This is a genomic window from Knoellia remsis, assembly GCF_003002895.1.
GTDB lineage: Bacteria > Actinomycetota > Actinomycetes > Actinomycetales > Dermatophilaceae > Knoellia > Knoellia remsis.
This window is the reverse complement of record NZ_PVTI01000021.1, coordinates 41631-56729: the sequence shown is the minus strand read 5'-3', so window position 1 is coordinate 56729 and position 15099 is coordinate 41631. Positions and strand designations below refer to the sequence as shown.

The following is a 15099-nucleotide window of genomic DNA, read 5'->3' as shown; positions in this document are numbered from 1 at the left end:
CGTCGTAGGCTCCTGTCGTTCTCGGCGGTCTGGAGGTGGCTGCGGTGGGGGAGACCGACGTGCGGGTTGCGACCGCGAGGCACGCGGCGCTGCTGTCCCGGCTCGGTGCCGTCGCAGGACTGGAGGGCGAGGTCCCCGTCAACGACGGCGGGTCGCTCGCCTGGGGCACGGCCTGGGTCCTGCGCTCCCACGCGCTGATGTTCGAGAAGACCGGGGATCCAGCCCACCTCCACCGCTTGGCGCACACCGTGGAGCTCGTGCTCGACCAGCGCGACAGCGTGCGCGGGGTGCGTGACTTCCGCGGCGTGTCCGCTCCGGTGTGGAGCAGCACGGGAGGTTTCACCGTCGCCACGGCGCGCATCCCGCGGAAGGGCGAGGACCCCGACGCCGAGGCGGCGCTGTGCGTGCACGTGTGCCCGCCGGGCAGCGTCGGCGCGCGGGTCGAGGTCAGGTCCGGGAGCCAGTCCGGCACGGTCACCCTGGCCGTGACGAACGGTGACCGTGAGACGGATGTCCTGGCCGACCTCTCGCTCGACCCGGCGCACCCACGGTGGGCGCCGCGTGCGGCATACGGGGCCTATCCCGGTGCCACGCGCACGACTGTCACCGTTCCCGGCGACCCGAGTCGCATGCGGGGGGACTCCGACGCCGCCATGGTGCGCGAGGGGAGGTACGCGTGCCGTCCTGCGCGCGTGTCCCTCGCGGCGCAGACAGGCATGCTCGCCTTCCCCGTCGTCGAACTGGCCCGGCTCGTCCTGGCCCACCCGACGGCCGCGGGCCAGCGGCTCACTCGGCGCGTGGACGCGTGGCTCGAGGCGGCCACGGTGGCGCTCGCGACCCACGACGGCGAGTACCGCAGCGCGGACGGGTTGGGCTGGTACGCGTGGCCGCGCGAGCAGCCGGTCTCCTTCGCCGGGGTCGAGCTGCCGACGAACGAGTTCCTCGCGGTCGGTCGCGCACACCTCGAGCTGGGTCGGGTGAGCGCCGACGGCCCGCACCGGGAACGGGCCGCGGCCATCGCCGCCACCCTCCGTGGGCAGCTGCGGCCGGTCGGACGCCTCGTGGAGTGGAGCTACTGGCCGGACTTCGGCGCGGTCCACCGGGGGTGGTCCAAGGGCAGTGACCCGACGGCCGGCGTGTCACCCCACCGGCCGCAGTTCACGGCCCAGCCCAAGCTCGAGGACGTCACGCACGCCCTGCTCGACCTCGAGTTCGCGGTCGCGTGCGCACGTGGCGAGCGATTCGGGTCCGCCATCACCGGTCGTGAGCTGGCCGCCCTCGGCGAGACCTACCTGCGCCGGGTGGCCCGACCCAGTGGGCGCGTCCCATGGCGTCGTGGCCCGTGGCGTCGTGTCCCGGCCGCCACGATCGCGCGCGACGTGTCCCGTCGAGGGCGCCGGGCAGCACCGGACCAGCAGCGGCATGCCGCGGCGTGGCTCGCGCTCGCCCCGTGGGTGCCGGCGGTGCGGGAGCACGCCCTCGCCGTGCTGGCAGCGCACGAGGCCACGGTCGTCGGTGACCGCGGGGTCGACGCCTACTGCGCGGCCCTGGCCGCCCGGTGGGGATGAGCGCCGGTGAGGTGGGTCAACCGCGGCCGAGGCCGAGCTCGTCGAGGGTCGGGCCGATGCCGTTGATCGCCGGCGCGTGCGCGTTGAGGCGCGCGGCGTTCCAGATCGGGTAGACCGCGCCCTGGTCGAGCGCCGTGAGCACCGTGGCGTCGCGCAGGTGTCGCATGGCCTCGGTGCTGCGCCGGGTGGAGATCCACCAGCCGTGCGGCAGACCGTGCTTGGCCACCTGCCTCCGCACGAAGGCCCGCTGGACGGTGTTCTGCGCCACGACCCGGGCCCACCGCGGCGACCCCTTGCGCAGCGGCCCCTCGACGGGGACGGCGTTCGTCGGGCGGGAGAGCAGGGTCACCGAGTCGGCGAGGTCGCGCAGGCCGTCGTCGGCCGCGCTCTCCGGTCCGATGAGGTGCAGCCGGCCGCCGTTGTCGCGGATGCGGCGCATCTGGCTGCGCACGACATCGGGGACGGGCACGGTGAACATCAGCACGACCTGCTCGCCTCGCGCGTGCGGTGACGCCACCGACTCGGTGTGGAAGTCCTCGCCCCGCGGGGAGGACTCGAGCGGGGCGAGTGCAGCCGCGTCGAGCTCGGTGTCGACCAGGCCCGGCGCGAACTTCTCGGTGAGGCGGTCGACGGCCGGCTGGAGCTGTGCGTAGCGCTCGAACTGGTCGGCGTGGCGCTTGGCGGCGTCGCGGTCCGCGTCGGTGGCCGACAGCACGCGGTCGACCGTCTCGACATAGGCCTCGGCGAGGTCCTCGGCGTCGACGCCGTCGTTGCGGACCCACAGGGGGTAGCCGTCGAGGATCTCGGTGGCGGCGTGGTCCCACTCGTGAGCGGACATGATGGGCAGGCCGGTCGACACGTAGTCGAAGACCTTGCCCGAGGTGACGTACTTGCCGCCGACGAGGCAGAGCACGAGGGCGTCCCAGCTCTCGTAGACGGCGGCCGTGTCGGCCTTGGCCACCGGTCCACCGAAGCTCACGCCGTGCTCGGCGTACTCGTCGATGACGGCGGCCTGGGCGTTCGTGCCGAGCGCCGAGCCCGAGCCCAGGTGTCCACGGAAGACCAGCCGCGAGCGGCGGAGCACCTCGTTCTCCTCCCGGGCCAGCCGCCAGCCCTCGCACAGGGCCCGCATCCGGTGGGCGTCGAACGTCACCGTCCCGAGGAAGCCGAAGGTGAGACCGTCCTCGGGGTTCGGCGTCCTGTGGTGGATCCGGTTGGTGCCGATGGCGATGTCACTGCCGTTGCGGGCGATGTGCATCCGGTCAGCGGCCTCGGGGTAGAGCCCGGCGTACGCGTCCCGGATGGGCCGGTTGACGAACCAGGCCTCCGTGGCGTGCTCGACGAGCTCCTGCTCGAAGAGCCCGGCCCGGGAGTCGGGCGCGAAGGCCGGCCGGTCGCGAAGGATGTCGATCGCCCACGCGTCGCGGTAGTCGATGACGTACGGAAGTCCGTTGCGCTGGTAGAGGTCGAGCGCGGGGGCGAAGAACGTGTACGGCGACGCCGACGTCAGCAGCAGGTCGGGCGGCGTCTCCATCGCGTCGTGGATCTCGCGCACCGCCTCGATGAGCTGGTCGTGCCAGCGGCCGAAGACGACCTCGGGGAACTGCTCGACGTCGCCCTTGCGGTGCTGCTTGAGCCAGCGGCCCGGTTGGTGGGCCCTCAGCTCGGAGTACGTGCGGATGTCGGTCTCGAAGTCCTCGCGGTACAGCGGTAGGCGGTGGATCTCGATGCGCGGGTCGACGAGTGAGGAGAGGGACGCGTCGAGCCCCTGCTCGCGCCGCCACGCACTCTCGGTCAGGGTGACGACCGTGACCTTCCACCCGGAGCGGACGAAGGCGTTCGCCGTCGCCAGCTTGCGGTAGACGCACGACTTCGCGGCGGGCGGGAACCCCCAGGCGAGGTAGAGCAGGTGGGGCTGGTCGCTCATGCGGTGGGGGTGCCTTCCGGACGGAGGAGGAGCTGTTCGAGCCGGGGCTCGATGACGGGCCAGTCGTAGTGCTCACGGGTCCACGCCGCACTCTCGCGAGCGGAGTCGGCGAGGCTGACGTCGTCGGTGTGGGCGATGATCCGGTCGGCCGCCTGCTGCGGCGTCTCGACGACCCAGATGTCGGGGAACATCGTGCGCGGCCCCCCGTAGGCGGCGACGAACGGCCAGTTGCGCACGACGGGCAGCGCGCCGCTGGCAGCGCCCTGGATGACGGCCTCGTGGGTACCTTCGCGCACGCTCGAGGAGAGAATGACCCCCACCCGGCGCAGCGCGTGGCCGACGTCCTTGCTGTAGCCCATCTTCCGGACGGCCGGGCCGAGCTCGGCGATGCGGGCCGTGACCCGGTCGCGGTAGTCGCGGGCGACCGTCGTGAGCTGCTCGTCGGGCGCGAACTCGGCGCCGAACAGCCGAAGCTCCCACCGGTCGTCGTGTCGGCGCAGGATGTCGAGGACGTCGAGCGCCCACAGCGGGTCCTTGACCATCTGGGCCCACCCGACGAGCGCCATCGTTCGCTCCCAGGAGCCGCGCTTGGGCCGGGTGTAGTCGTCGAGGACATTGCGGTTCGGGACGACGTGCAGCCGCGGACCGCGGTCCACCGCGGGCACACCGACCTGGGTGAGGTTGCGGATGTGCTCGGCGACGAACACGAGGTCGTCGATGCCGCTCCAGTCGGTCATGTGCGGGAACTGCGTGAACGCCTCATAACTGTGGATCCGGCTCACCGTGCGTGCCTGCAGGTCCGGCAGCATCGACGTCCACACCATGGCGCGGTGGCCCCACTCGGTGAAGACCGTGTCCGCCCAGTCGAAGTCCTCGCGCACCTCCGCGGGCACCTCGAACGGTATGCCGTCCGCCTGCCGGAGGCGGTTGGCGACGAGTCGCTCCGGGGTCGCCTCCCAGGGCCCCTTGGGGACCGTGCGCAGGTCGAGCGTGCGCACCTCGACGTCGTCGCGTTGCGACCACTCGTCGATGATGCCCTTCGCGAAGTTGAAGTTGCTCACGGTCGTCACGAGCAGCCGGTGCGGCCGCGACGGGTCGGGCGCAGCCGGGGTGCGGACGCGGTCCGACGGGGTCGTCAGGGCTCGGAAGGCGCTCGACTCGCGCAGCGGCGCGAGGTAGCCGACCGGGTCCTTCGCATACGGGGACGCGAGTCCTTCGAAGTGGAAGTACCGGTGGAAGAGGAGGTCGAACGCGGCCTGGAGGTGGGCTGCCGCCGCGTCGTGGCGGCGCGCCTCGTAGGCCCTGTCGGCGGCCTCGACACTGAGGCGCACGAGCTCGTCGGTGTCGTCGGGGCGCACGCCCGCGTTGAGGTCCGCGACCGCCTTGCGCACCCGCAGGGGCAGGCCCGGGGTGCCGGCCACGCGAGGTCCGACACCGGCATACAGCCGGTATGCCGCGGTGGGCGCCTTGCGCCGCGTGAGCCGGTCACCCATCCAGGCGGCGGTGCCGGCGGCGACGGCGCCGGCACCCGGGACACGGCTCAGGGCCACCGTGCCGGAGATGACGGCGTCGCGGCGCGACGGGACGTCGAGGATGCGCTTGTCGACGGCGCGGACCGCGCGATCGCGCACCTCCCCCGGGGAGCGGGGCAGCGAGGTGACCCGGCGCTTCACCGACGTGGCGAGCTTGACCGCGGCGGGGTCGCGGTGCGGGATCCGGAGGTCTCCGCTCGAGGCTGTCGGGGAAGTGGGCGTCGAGGGCTGGTCCACGCAGTGTGCTCCTGGCCGGTCTGGATCGCGGTCGGTTGTCGGGGCTGACCCTGGTCGCACCCGCGGGCGATCACGATACTCGGTGGCCGCCCGCGCCGGTCGTCGGTGCTGCGGTGTGGGCGCGTGGGACGGGGACCCCGAGGTGGCAGACTACGACGCGGTCAGGCGTGGCTGCCGGACCGCGACCCGACCGCTCGACCAGCGAGGAGCCCACTCGTGGGAGTCACCATCCAGCCCAGCGCCGACGTGTCCGACGAGGCGACGATCGGAGAAGGGTCGAGCGTCTGGCACCTCGCCCAGGTCCGCGAGAAGGCCGTCCTGGGGGAGAACTGCATCGTCGGGCGCGGCGCGTACGTCGGCACCGGCGTGACGATGGGGGACAACTGCAAGCTGCAGAACTACGCGCTCGTCTACGAGCCGGCCGTCCTCGAGGACGGCGTCTTCGTGGGACCGGCGGTCGTCTTCACCAACGACCACTTCCCGCGCTCGATCGACCCCGACGGCCGGCTCAAGCGCGGCGACGACTGGGAGGCCGTCGGTGTCACCTGCCGGCAGGGCTCGTCGATCGGCGCGCGCAGCGTCTGCGTCGCGCCGGTGACGATCGGCCGGTGGGCCCTCGTCGCCGCCGGCTCCGTCGTCACCAAGGACGTCCCCGACTTCGCCCTCGTCGCTGGTGTTCCCGCCCGGCGGATAAGGTGGGTCGGCCGCGCCGGCGTCCCCCTCGAGCCCGGTGACGCCCCGAACACCTGGGTCTGCCCCAAGACCGGCGAGACCTACATCGAAGACAACGAGAGCCTGACGGAGGCTGCGAAGTGAACGAGTTCATCCCCCCGGCGAAGCCGCTCATCGGCGACGAGGAGCGCGCGGCCGTCGACCGCGTCCTCCGCAGCGGCATGCTCGCCCAGGGCCCGGAGGTCAAGGCGTTCGAGGAGGAGTTCGCCGAGCACTTCGGCCTCGGACGTGCCTGCGTCGCCGTGAACTCCGGCACGAGCGGCCAGCACCTCGGGCTGCTCTCGAGTGGGGTCACGGCGGGAGACGAGGTCATCGTCCCGTCGTTCACGTTCGCGGCGACGTGCAACTCGGTCGCGCTCACCGGCGCCACGCCGGTCTTCGCCGACATCGACGCCGACGACTTCTGCATCAGCCCGGCCTCGATCGAGTCGCGGATCACCGAGAAGACCAAGGGCATCATGCCGGTCCACCTCTACGGCCACCCCGCGAAGATGGACCAGATCATGGCCATCGCGCAGAAGAACGGGCTGCAGGTCTACGAGGACGCCGCCCAGGCCCACGGCGCCTCCCTGAACGGCACTCCCGTCGGCGCGTTCGGCACCTTCGCGATGTTCTCCCTCTACCCCACGAAGAACATGACGTCCGGTGAGGGCGGCATGGTCTCGGTCGAGGACGCCGAGGTCGAGCGCCTCATGCGGCTCTACCGCAACCAGGGAATGGAGAAGCAGTACCACAACGAGGTCGTGGGCTTCAACACCCGCATGACCGACATCCACGCCGCCATCGGCCGCGTGCAGCTGACCAAGGTCGACGGCTGGACCACGGCCCGCCAGGACAACGCCGCCTTCCTCAGCGAGAACCTCGAGGGGGTCACGACGCCGCCGGTCGCCGACGGGGCCGTGCACGTCTACCACCAGTACACGATCCGGGTCCCGGAGGACCGCGACGGCCTCGCCGCCGCACTCAAGGAGCAGTTCAACGTCGGGTCGGGCATGTTCTACCCGGTGCCGAACCACCAGCTGAAGCCGTTCGCCGGCACCACGGCCGACTCTGACCTGCCCGAGACGATGAAGGCCGCCGCCGAGTGCCTCTCGCTCCCGGTGCACCCGAGCCTCACCCAGGCCGACCTCGAGCGCATCGTCGAGGGCGTCAACACGCTCGCCAAGGCAGGTGCCTGATGGCGAACCTGCGCGCCGGACTCATCGGGCTCGGCATGATGGGCCGCCACCACGGCAGGGTGCTCGGCTCGCTGCCGGGTGTCGACCTCGTCGCCGTCGCCGACCCCGGCGGTGACGTCCACGGCGTCGCCGGTGGCCGCCCCGTCCTCGAGAACATCGAGCAGCTCATCGAGCAGGGGCTGGACTACTGCATGGTCGCCGTGCCGACGATCTACCACGAGGAGGTCGGCCTGGCCCTTGCCGAGGCCGGCGTCCACGCCATCATCGAGAAGCCGCTCGCCCAGGACACGCCCGCCGCGACGAAGGTCGCCGAGGCGTTCGAGGCCAAGGGCCTCGTCGGAGCCGTCGGGCACATCGAGCGCTACAACCCGTCGCTGCAGGAGGCGCGCCGTCGCCTCGAGGCCGGCGACCTCGGTGACGTCTACCAGGTGACCACTCGCCGACAGGGCCCGTTCCCCGCGCGCATCGCCGACGTGGGTGTCGTCAAGGACCTCGGCACCCACGACATCGACCTCACGGCCTGGGTGACGCAGCAGACGTTCACCGCGGTTGCCGCGCGGACGGCATACAAGAGCGGCCGCGAGCACGAGGACCTCGTCGCCGTGACCGGCCAGCTGTCCAACGGCGTCGTGACGAACCACCTCGTCAACTGGTTGTCGCCGCTCAAGGAGCGGGTCACGATCATCACCGGCGAAAAGGGTGCGTTCGTCGCGGACACCCTCACGGCGGACCTCACCTTCTACGCCAACGGCGAGGTGCAGACGACGTGGGACGACATCGCGAACTTCCGCGGCGTCTCCGAGGGTGATGTCGTGCGCTACGCGATCAGCAAGCCGGAGCCGCTGCGTGTCGAGCACGAGCAGTTCCGCGACGCCGTCCTCGGCAAGGACACCGACATCGTCACGATGAAGCAGGGTCTCGAGACGGTGCGCGTCGCGGAGGCCTGCATCGAGTCCGCGAAGACGGGTCAGACCGTCACGCTCTGACGTCGTCGACGACGAGATCCATCGTGGGGCCGATGCCGTTGACGGCGTCGGCCCCCACGTTGTCCCGGGCCGCCCGCCACACGGTGTAGACGGCGTTGGCGTCGGCCGCCGTCATGACGTCCGCCGATCCGAGCGCCTCGCGTGCCGCGTTCGAGCGCCGTATGCCGTGCCACCAGAGGGTGCCCGGGCCCACCGTGCGGTTGCCGATCGCGGAGGTGCCCTTGTCCACGACGCCCTTGGCGACGTGGACGACCCAGCGGGGCCGCCCCTTGACGAGGCCGGCCGGCGCGGGTCCCCGGCCGAACGGTCGGCTCACCTCGATGTGCCGGTCCGCGGCCTGGATGACCTCGGCGCCGACGACCCGCGGCGCGACGAGAGTCACCTCGTGACCGTGGTCTCGCAGCCGGGTGATCGAGTGCGCGACGAGGGCCGCGGCCGGACGGGTGACGACGATGACGACGTGGCTCATGCCGAGGCTCCGGTGAACTCGGCCGTGAGCCGCGAGACGGCCGGCTCGATCTGCGCGGTGCGCTCGAAGCGGCGCGCGTAGGCCGCGGCGTCGGCGCGCTCGTCCGGCGTCGCCTCGAGAACGCGGGCGGCGCCGGCGCGGAATGCCTCGGCGAGGGCTTCCGGGGTGAGGTCGGCGTTCGGGACCCACAGCGGGTAGTCACGCAGGATCTCGACCGCGGCGTGGTCGGGCGCGTGCGCGGAGACGACCGGCAGGCCGGTCGCGACGTAGTCGTAGACCTTGCCGGAGGTGACGTACTTGCCGCCGACGAGGCAGAGCACGAGGGCGTCCCACGCGGCATACACCTCGGGTGTCCGTGCCTTGGGGACCGGGCCGCTGAGGCTCACGCCGTCCTCCTCGAACTCGTCGATGATGCGGGCGTGGGCGTTGCTCCCGCGCGCCGCACCGGCGCCGACGTGCCCCCGGAACTCGAGCCGAGAGCGAGCCAGGACGGGGTCGTGACGGCGGGCCAGGCGCCAGCCCTCGCACACCGCCCGGGTCAGGTCGGCACCGAAGGTGATGGTGCCGAGGTAGCCGAAGGTGAGACCGGCGTCGGGGTCCGGCGTGCGCGGCTCGGGGCGGCTGAAGCCGTCGAGGTCGCTGCCGTTGCGGACGACGTGGAGGTCGTCGGCGCGTGCCGGGTAGAGCTCGGCGTAGGCGTCGCGGATGGGCGTGTTGACGAACCAGGCCTCGTGCATGGAGTCCATGAGCTCGGCCTCGATCCGGCCGCGCCGGCTGTCGGGGGTGAACGCCGGGACGTCACGCAGGATGTCGATCGCCCAGGCGTCGCGGTAGTCGAGGACGAACGGCACACCCGTGCGGCGGTGCAGGTCGAGCGCCGGCGCGAAGAAGGTGTAGGGCGCGGCCGTGGCCAGGACGAGGTCGGCGGGCCGGGCCTCGTGGAGCTCGCGGACGCGGGCGACGAGCTCGTCGTGCCAGCGGCCGAACACCGGCTCGGGGAAGGACTCCTCGTCCTCCTTGCGGTGGCGTCGCAGCCAGGACAGTGGGTGCTGCGCGCGCTCCTTGGGATAAGTGCGGATGTCGGTCTCGAGGTCCTCGCGCAGGAGGGGGAGCCGGACGACCTCGATCTCGGGGTCGACCAGGGCACTCAGGGAGAGGTCGAGCCCGTGCTCGCGTCGCCAGGCCTCCTCGGTCAGGGTCACGACCGTGACGTCCCACCCCTGCCGACGGAAGAGGTTCGCGGTGGCGAGGAGGCGATACGTGCAGGACTTGGCCGCGGGCGGGAAGCCCCAGGCGAGGTAGAGCAGGTGCGGCGCGCTCATCGGCGGGGTCAGCGTCGCGGGAGGTGCTCTTCGAGCGCGGTCACCGTCGCTGCTGCGGCATTGCCGTCGCCGTAGGGGGTCGCGTCCGTCGGCTCCGGGGCCGGGCGGTCGACGAGCTCGGTGAGACGGTCGAGGTCGAGGGCGAGCACGTTCCAGCCCAGGTCGACCGTCTCGGTCCACTCCGTCTCCGTCCGCACCGTCGTCGCGGGAGTGCGCAGGAGGAAGGCCTCCTTCTGGAGCCCGCCGGAGTCGGTGACGACCGCGCGGGCGTGCTGCACGGCGCCCACCATGGCCGGGTAGTCGAGCGGCTCGATGGTGTGCAGCGACCCCTGGGTCAGGTCGAGGCCCTGGTCCTTGGCCTTGGCGACGAGGCGCGGGTGGGCCGTGAGGACGACGGGGTAGGGGAGCGCCGCGAGTCCCGTGATGATCGCGGACAGTCGGTCCGGGTCGTCGGTGTTCTCGGCCCGGTGGATGGTCGACAGGACGTACTCGCCGGCGACGACGCCCTCGGGCAGGTCGGGCTGGCGGTCCCGGACCCGCTCGGCCGTCGCGAGGCAGACGTCGGTCATGACGTCACCCGTGACGACGGCTCGCTCGCCCAGCCCCTCGTCGGTGAGGTGGGCGAGCGCGACCTCCGTCGGGGCGAGGCAGAGGTCGGCCGCGTGGTCGGTGAGGACGCGGTTGTGCTCCTCGGGCATGCGGCGGTTGAACGACCGCAGCCCGGCCTCGAGGTGGGCGAGCGGGTAGTGCAGCTTCACGGCGGAGAGCGCACCGGCGATCGTGCTGTTCGTGTCGCCGTAGACGAGGACCCAGTCGGGGTCGTGCTCCTCGAGGACGGCGTCGAGCTGGGTGAGCATCGAGCCGGTCTGCACGCCGTGGGACCCCGAGCCGACACCGAGGTGCACGTCGGGCGCGGGGATGCCGAGGTCGGCGAAGAAGACGTCGGACATCTTCTCGTCGTAGTGCTGGCCGGTGTGCACGATGACGTGCTCGTGGCCTGCGGCGTCGAGAGCGTGCGCGATGGGTGCGAGCTTCACGAACTGGGGGCGGGCGCCGACGATGCTGAGTACCTTCACGGCGACCAATGTAGGGCGTCAGCCCGCGGCGGCACGCGTGGCCCGTGCGCGAGTCCTGCGGCCCGGCGGGCTCGGTAGGATGGCCCGGCCTGTGGTCGCACGGGCACCGCCCGCACGCCACAGCTAGGAGTCTTCGTGAAGATCGCCGTCGTTGCCCTCGGCAAGATCGGCCTGCCGCTCGCCGTCCAGTTCGCCAGCAAGGGACACGACGTCGTCGGCGTCGACGTCAACGAGGACCTCGTCGCGGTCGTCAACGAGGGGCGCGAGCCCTTCCCGGGTGAGGCCGAGCTCGACGCGCGCCTCTCCACCCTCGTCCCGGAGGGCAGGCTGACCGCGACGACCGACTACTCGCAGGCCATTCCGGGCGCCGACGCCGTCGTCGTCGTCGTGCCCCTCTTCGTCAACGACGAGACCTGGCAGCCGGACTTCGGCTGGATGGACTCCGCCACCCGGTCGATCGCCGAGCACCTCACGCCGGGCACCCTCGTGTCCTACGAGACCACCCTCCCCGTCGGGACGACCCGCAACCGCTGGAAGCCGATGCTCGAGGAGGGTTCGGGCCTCACCGAGGGCACGGACTTCCACCTCGTCTTCTCGCCCGAGCGCGTGCTCACCGGTCGCGTCTTCGCCGACCTGCGCAAGTACCCCAAGCTCGTCGGTGGCCTCAGCCCCGAGGGCGCCGCTCGCGCGACCGAGTTCTACGAGGCCGTCCTCGACTTCGACGACCGTCCCAACCTCGAGCGCGCCAACGGGGTGTGGGACCTCGGCTCGGCCGAGGCCTCCGAGCTGGCGAAGCTCGCCGAGACGACCTACCGGGACGTCAACATCGGCCTCGCGAACCAGTTCGCGAAGTTCGCGGAGGGCAACGGCATCGACATCCACCAGGTCATCGACGCGAGCAACAGCCAGCCCTACAGCCACATCCACCGGCCCGGCATCGCCGTCGGCGGGCACTGCATCCCCGTCTACCCGCGCCTCTACCTCTTCAACGACCCCGATGCCACGGTCGTGCGTGCCGCGCGCGAGGCGAACATGGGCATGCCCGACCACGCCACCCTGCTCCTCGAGGGCGCGTACGGCGACCTCGCCGGTGCCCGGGTGGCCGTCCTCGGCGCCTCCTACCGCGGTGGCGTCAAGGAGACGGCGTTCTCCGGCGTCTTCCCGCTCGTCGAGGCGCTTCGCGCGAAGGGCGCCGAGGTGTCGGTGCACGACCCGATGTACTCCGACGAGGAGATCCAGGGCTTCGGCTGGACGCCGTACCACGTCGGTGACGAGACCGACGCGGTCGTCGTTCAGGCCGACCACGCCGAGTACAAGGACCTCTCCGCGGCGGACCTGCCGGGGGTCAAGGCCATCGTCGACGGCCGCAAGGTCACCGACCCGGCCCGGTTCGAGGGTGTCCCGCACCGCGTGATCGGGCTGGCCACCGCCGGGTGACAACCCCCCCACGCTGCACGACGGCGCCGCCTCCGCCCGGAGGCGGCGCCGTCGTCGTCTCCTGTGTTTGGCCGAGTTCACGATGATGTGACCCATGCGCAACCTGTGACTCATGGGGCAAACGGGCTAGAAAGCGAGTAGCCTGTTCGGGCCATTACCCCCAAGGCAAGGCAGGCCCATGCGACACCGTCGCTCCTCTTCGTCGTTCCTGCGTTCCGCCGTCGCGGTCGCGACCCTCGCCGCGACCGCCCTCGTGGCACCCATCGTCCCCAGTGACGCGGCCCCCTCGCCCGTCGCGAGCGCGACGCGCACCGTCCCGCTGACCGGTATCGACGCCCGCGCCGACGCCGCCGCGGTCCGGGCGGCCGGCCCGGACGTCACGGTCGCCGCGGTCTCCACCGCCGTTCCCGTGGGCCGCAGCTCCGTCGTCGGCGTGAGCTGGGACGACCCCGCCGGGCCCACCCACAGCGATGTGACGGACGTGCGGGTGCGGACGCGCGACAGCGGCCGCTGGAGCGCATGGGAGGAGCTCGGCGTCAACGAGGGCCACGGCCCCGACGACGGCACGGCCGAGGCCGGCTCGGCCCGTGCGGGGAGTGACCCGCTCATCGTGAGCGGTGCGGACGACGTCCAGGTCCAGGTGGCGACGAGCAGCGGCCGCGTGCCCCCGAAGCTCGAGCTCGACCTCATCGACCCTGGCGCGTCGGCGGCAGACCGCGAGTCGATCCTGCCCCGCGCGACCGGTGCCGGCGTGCGGCCGGCGATCCGCACGCGTGCTGACTGGGGCGCCGACGAGTCGATCGCCGGGACGCCCGAGTACGGTCGGGTCGACATCGGCTTCGTCCACCACACCGCGGGCTCGAACTCCTACTCCAGCGGCGACGTTCCCGGGATCATCCGCGGCATCTACGCGTACCACGTGAAGACGCTGGGCTGGAAGGACATCGGCTACAACTTCCTCGTCGACAAGTGGGGACGCATGTGGGAGGGGCGTGCGGGTGGCATGGACAAGCCGGTCGTGGGGGCGCACACCCGCGGCTACAACGCACGCTCCTTCGCCATGTCCGTCCTCGGGAGCTACAACACGACGACGGTGCCCACCGCCGTCGAGGACGCGTACACCTCGCTCTTCGCGTGGAAGCTCTCGCTGAGCCTCGTCGACCCGATGGGCACGACGACGCTCACCGACTCCGACGGCTACCCGACCAAGGTGTTCCGCAACGTCTCGGGCCACCGGGACTTCGCCGACGCGGACAAGAGCACCGAGTGCCCGGGTGACTCGCTCTACAACCGGATCGACACGCTGCGCCCGAGGATGCGGGCGGCCCAGGGGGCCATGTTCTACCGCCCCTCGCTGAACCGGACCGCGTGGGACTACGGCGCGACCGGTGGGGCGACGATCTCGGCGGCGGTGTCCAAGGCCCTCACCTGGCGCCTCGAGGTGAGGTCGGTGTGTCGCGACACCCCCGTGACGACCCGCACCGGCACCTCGACATCGACCGCCCTCAGCGCCACCTGGGACGGCCGGATCGGCTCGGCGCCGGCACCCCCGGGCCGCTACACCCTGACCCTCACCGCGACCTCCGGCACGACCGCCACCGGGACGGCGACGCCGTGGCGGACGACCGTCACCGTCGGCGACGCCGTGGGCGCACCGCCGGGGTACTGCCCGCCGCGCGTCGGCGGTGCGGACCGCTTCGCCGTCGCGGCCGCCGCGAGCCGCGAGGCGAACGCCTCGACGACCAACGTCGTCATCGCCAACGGTCAGGACGCGGCGATGGGCGACGCCCTCGTCTCCGCCCCCCTGGCGCGGACCAAGGACGCGGTCCTCCTGCTCACGAACGCGGCCGGTCTCCCGACGGCGACGCGCGCGGAGATCACCCGGCGAGGTGCGCGGACGGCATACGTCGTCGGCGGCGAGGGGTCGGTCTCGCAGACGGTCGTCGACCAGCTCAGGTCGCTCGGGGTCGTCACGGTCCAGCGCTTCGGCGGACGCGACCGCTACGGCGTCGCGGCCGAGGTCGCCCGCGCGGTCGCGCCACTGGGTGCTCCCGACGTCTTCGTCGCCAGTGGCAAGCAGGACGCGATGGCCGACGGGCTCGTCACGTCCGGCCCGGCGACCGCGCTGCGCCGGCCGATCCTGCTGACCCCGCCGACGACGATGGCGGCCGCGACGAGTGCCGCCCTCACCGAGCTCGGCGTCCGTCGCACCGTCGTGCCCGGCGGCCCGGGGTCGGTCTCGGACGAGGTCCTCGCGCAGCTGCCCTCACCGACCCGGCTCGGGGGTGCGTCGCGGTATGCCGTGTCCGTGGCCGTCGCGCAGTGGGCCACCCGCTCCGGGGTCCAGGGCAGCGACGTCCTCGCGTCCTCGGGCTCGCAGACGGCGCTCGCGGACGCCCTGTCGGGCGGTCAGCTCGGCCGACAGCTGTTCTACGTCCGGAGCGCGGGTGTCCCGGCCGAGGTCGCCACCGAGCTCGACGGGCGCGCCAACCTCTCCCGGGTGACCGTCATGGGTGGCGAGGCCAGCGTGCCGCTCCTCGTCGCGGGACGGCTGCAGCAGTCGGTGCTCGAGTGACCCCGTGACGCGCGAGCGCGCGGTGGTCCGAGACCACCCGCACGCTGGCGACCGACGGCG

General features: G+C 72.3%; 11 protein-coding genes. 6 read left to right on the top strand and 5 right to left on the bottom strand.

All coding sequences use genetic code 11. The annotated features are described in order from the left end of the window. Positions 1-44: 44 nt before the first annotated feature. The gene (locus tag BCF74_RS12440; protein ID WP_106298277.1) at positions 45-1568 is read left to right on the top strand and encodes a hypothetical protein; all 1524 of its coding nucleotides are present in this window, start codon (positions 45-47) and stop codon (positions 1566-1568) included. Between the two features lie 16 nt (positions 1569-1584). Here the strand turns inward: BCF74_RS12440 and BCF74_RS12435 are convergent, their stop codons facing one another. Beyond that, positions 1585-3495, bottom strand: a complete 1911-nt coding sequence (locus BCF74_RS12435) for a glycosyltransferase family protein (RefSeq protein WP_106298276.1) — start codon at positions 3493-3495, stop codon at positions 1585-1587. Continuing rightward, positions 3492-5264, bottom strand: a complete 1773-nt coding sequence (locus tag BCF74_RS12430) for a glycosyltransferase family protein (protein ID WP_106298275.1) — start codon at positions 5262-5264, stop codon at positions 3492-3494. The genes BCF74_RS12435 and BCF74_RS12430 overlap by 4 nt, the downstream gene beginning before the upstream one ends. Positions 5265-5480: 216 nt before the next feature. Here BCF74_RS12430 and BCF74_RS12425 point away from each other — a divergent pair, with 216 nt between their 5' ends. The 3 genes from BCF74_RS12425 to BCF74_RS12415 are packed head-to-tail and all read left to right on the top strand — an operon-like array spanning position 5481 to position 8160. Next, entirely contained in the window at positions 5481-6080 is a 600-nt protein-coding gene (locus BCF74_RS12425) for an acyltransferase (RefSeq protein WP_106298274.1), read from the top strand. Further along, on the top strand, positions 6077-7174 hold the full coding sequence (locus BCF74_RS12420; RefSeq protein ID WP_106298273.1) for a DegT/DnrJ/EryC1/StrS family aminotransferase: 1098 nt from the start codon (positions 6077-6079) through the stop codon (positions 7172-7174). Before BCF74_RS12425 ends, BCF74_RS12420 begins: the two co-directional genes overlap by 4 nt. Then, positions 7174-8160, top strand: coding sequence for a Gfo/Idh/MocA family protein (locus BCF74_RS12415; protein ID WP_106298272.1), 987 nt, complete (start codon positions 7174-7176; stop codon positions 8158-8160). The genes BCF74_RS12420 and BCF74_RS12415 overlap by 1 nt, the downstream gene beginning before the upstream one ends. On the opposite strand, the gene BCF74_RS12410 is transcribed toward BCF74_RS12415, so the two are convergent. From BCF74_RS12410 to wecB, 3 genes are read right to left on the bottom strand one after another with little or no spacing between them, the layout of a single operon-like run. Further along, positions 8150-8629, bottom strand: a complete 480-nt coding sequence (locus BCF74_RS12410) for a hypothetical protein (protein ID WP_106298271.1) — start codon at positions 8627-8629, stop codon at positions 8150-8152. The two genes, BCF74_RS12415 and BCF74_RS12410, sit on opposite strands and share 11 nt — an antisense overlap. Continuing rightward, on the bottom strand, positions 8626-9951 hold the full coding sequence (locus BCF74_RS12405) for a glycosyltransferase (protein ID WP_106298270.1): 1326 nt from the start codon (positions 9949-9951) through the stop codon (positions 8626-8628). The genes BCF74_RS12410 and BCF74_RS12405 overlap by 4 nt, the downstream gene beginning before the upstream one ends. A gap of 8 nt (positions 9952-9959) precedes the next feature. Further along, positions 9960-11027, bottom strand: a complete 1068-nt coding sequence (gene wecB / locus BCF74_RS12400; protein ID WP_106298269.1) for a non-hydrolyzing UDP-N-acetylglucosamine 2-epimerase — start codon at positions 11025-11027, stop codon at positions 9960-9962. Between the two features lie 135 nt (positions 11028-11162). Here wecB and BCF74_RS12395 point away from each other — a divergent pair, with 135 nt between their 5' ends. Together BCF74_RS12395 and BCF74_RS12390 are read left to right on the top strand one after the other, a co-directional pair. Next, positions 11163-12464, top strand: coding sequence for a nucleotide sugar dehydrogenase (locus BCF74_RS12395; protein ID WP_106298268.1), 1302 nt, complete (start codon positions 11163-11165; stop codon positions 12462-12464). 178 nt (positions 12465-12642) lie between these two features. Next, positions 12643-15039: a cell wall-binding repeat-containing protein gene (locus BCF74_RS12390; RefSeq protein WP_106298267.1), complete on the top strand. Its 2397-nt coding sequence runs from the start codon at positions 12643-12645 to the stop codon at positions 15037-15039. The last annotated feature ends 60 nt before the right edge of the window (positions 15040-15099 follow it).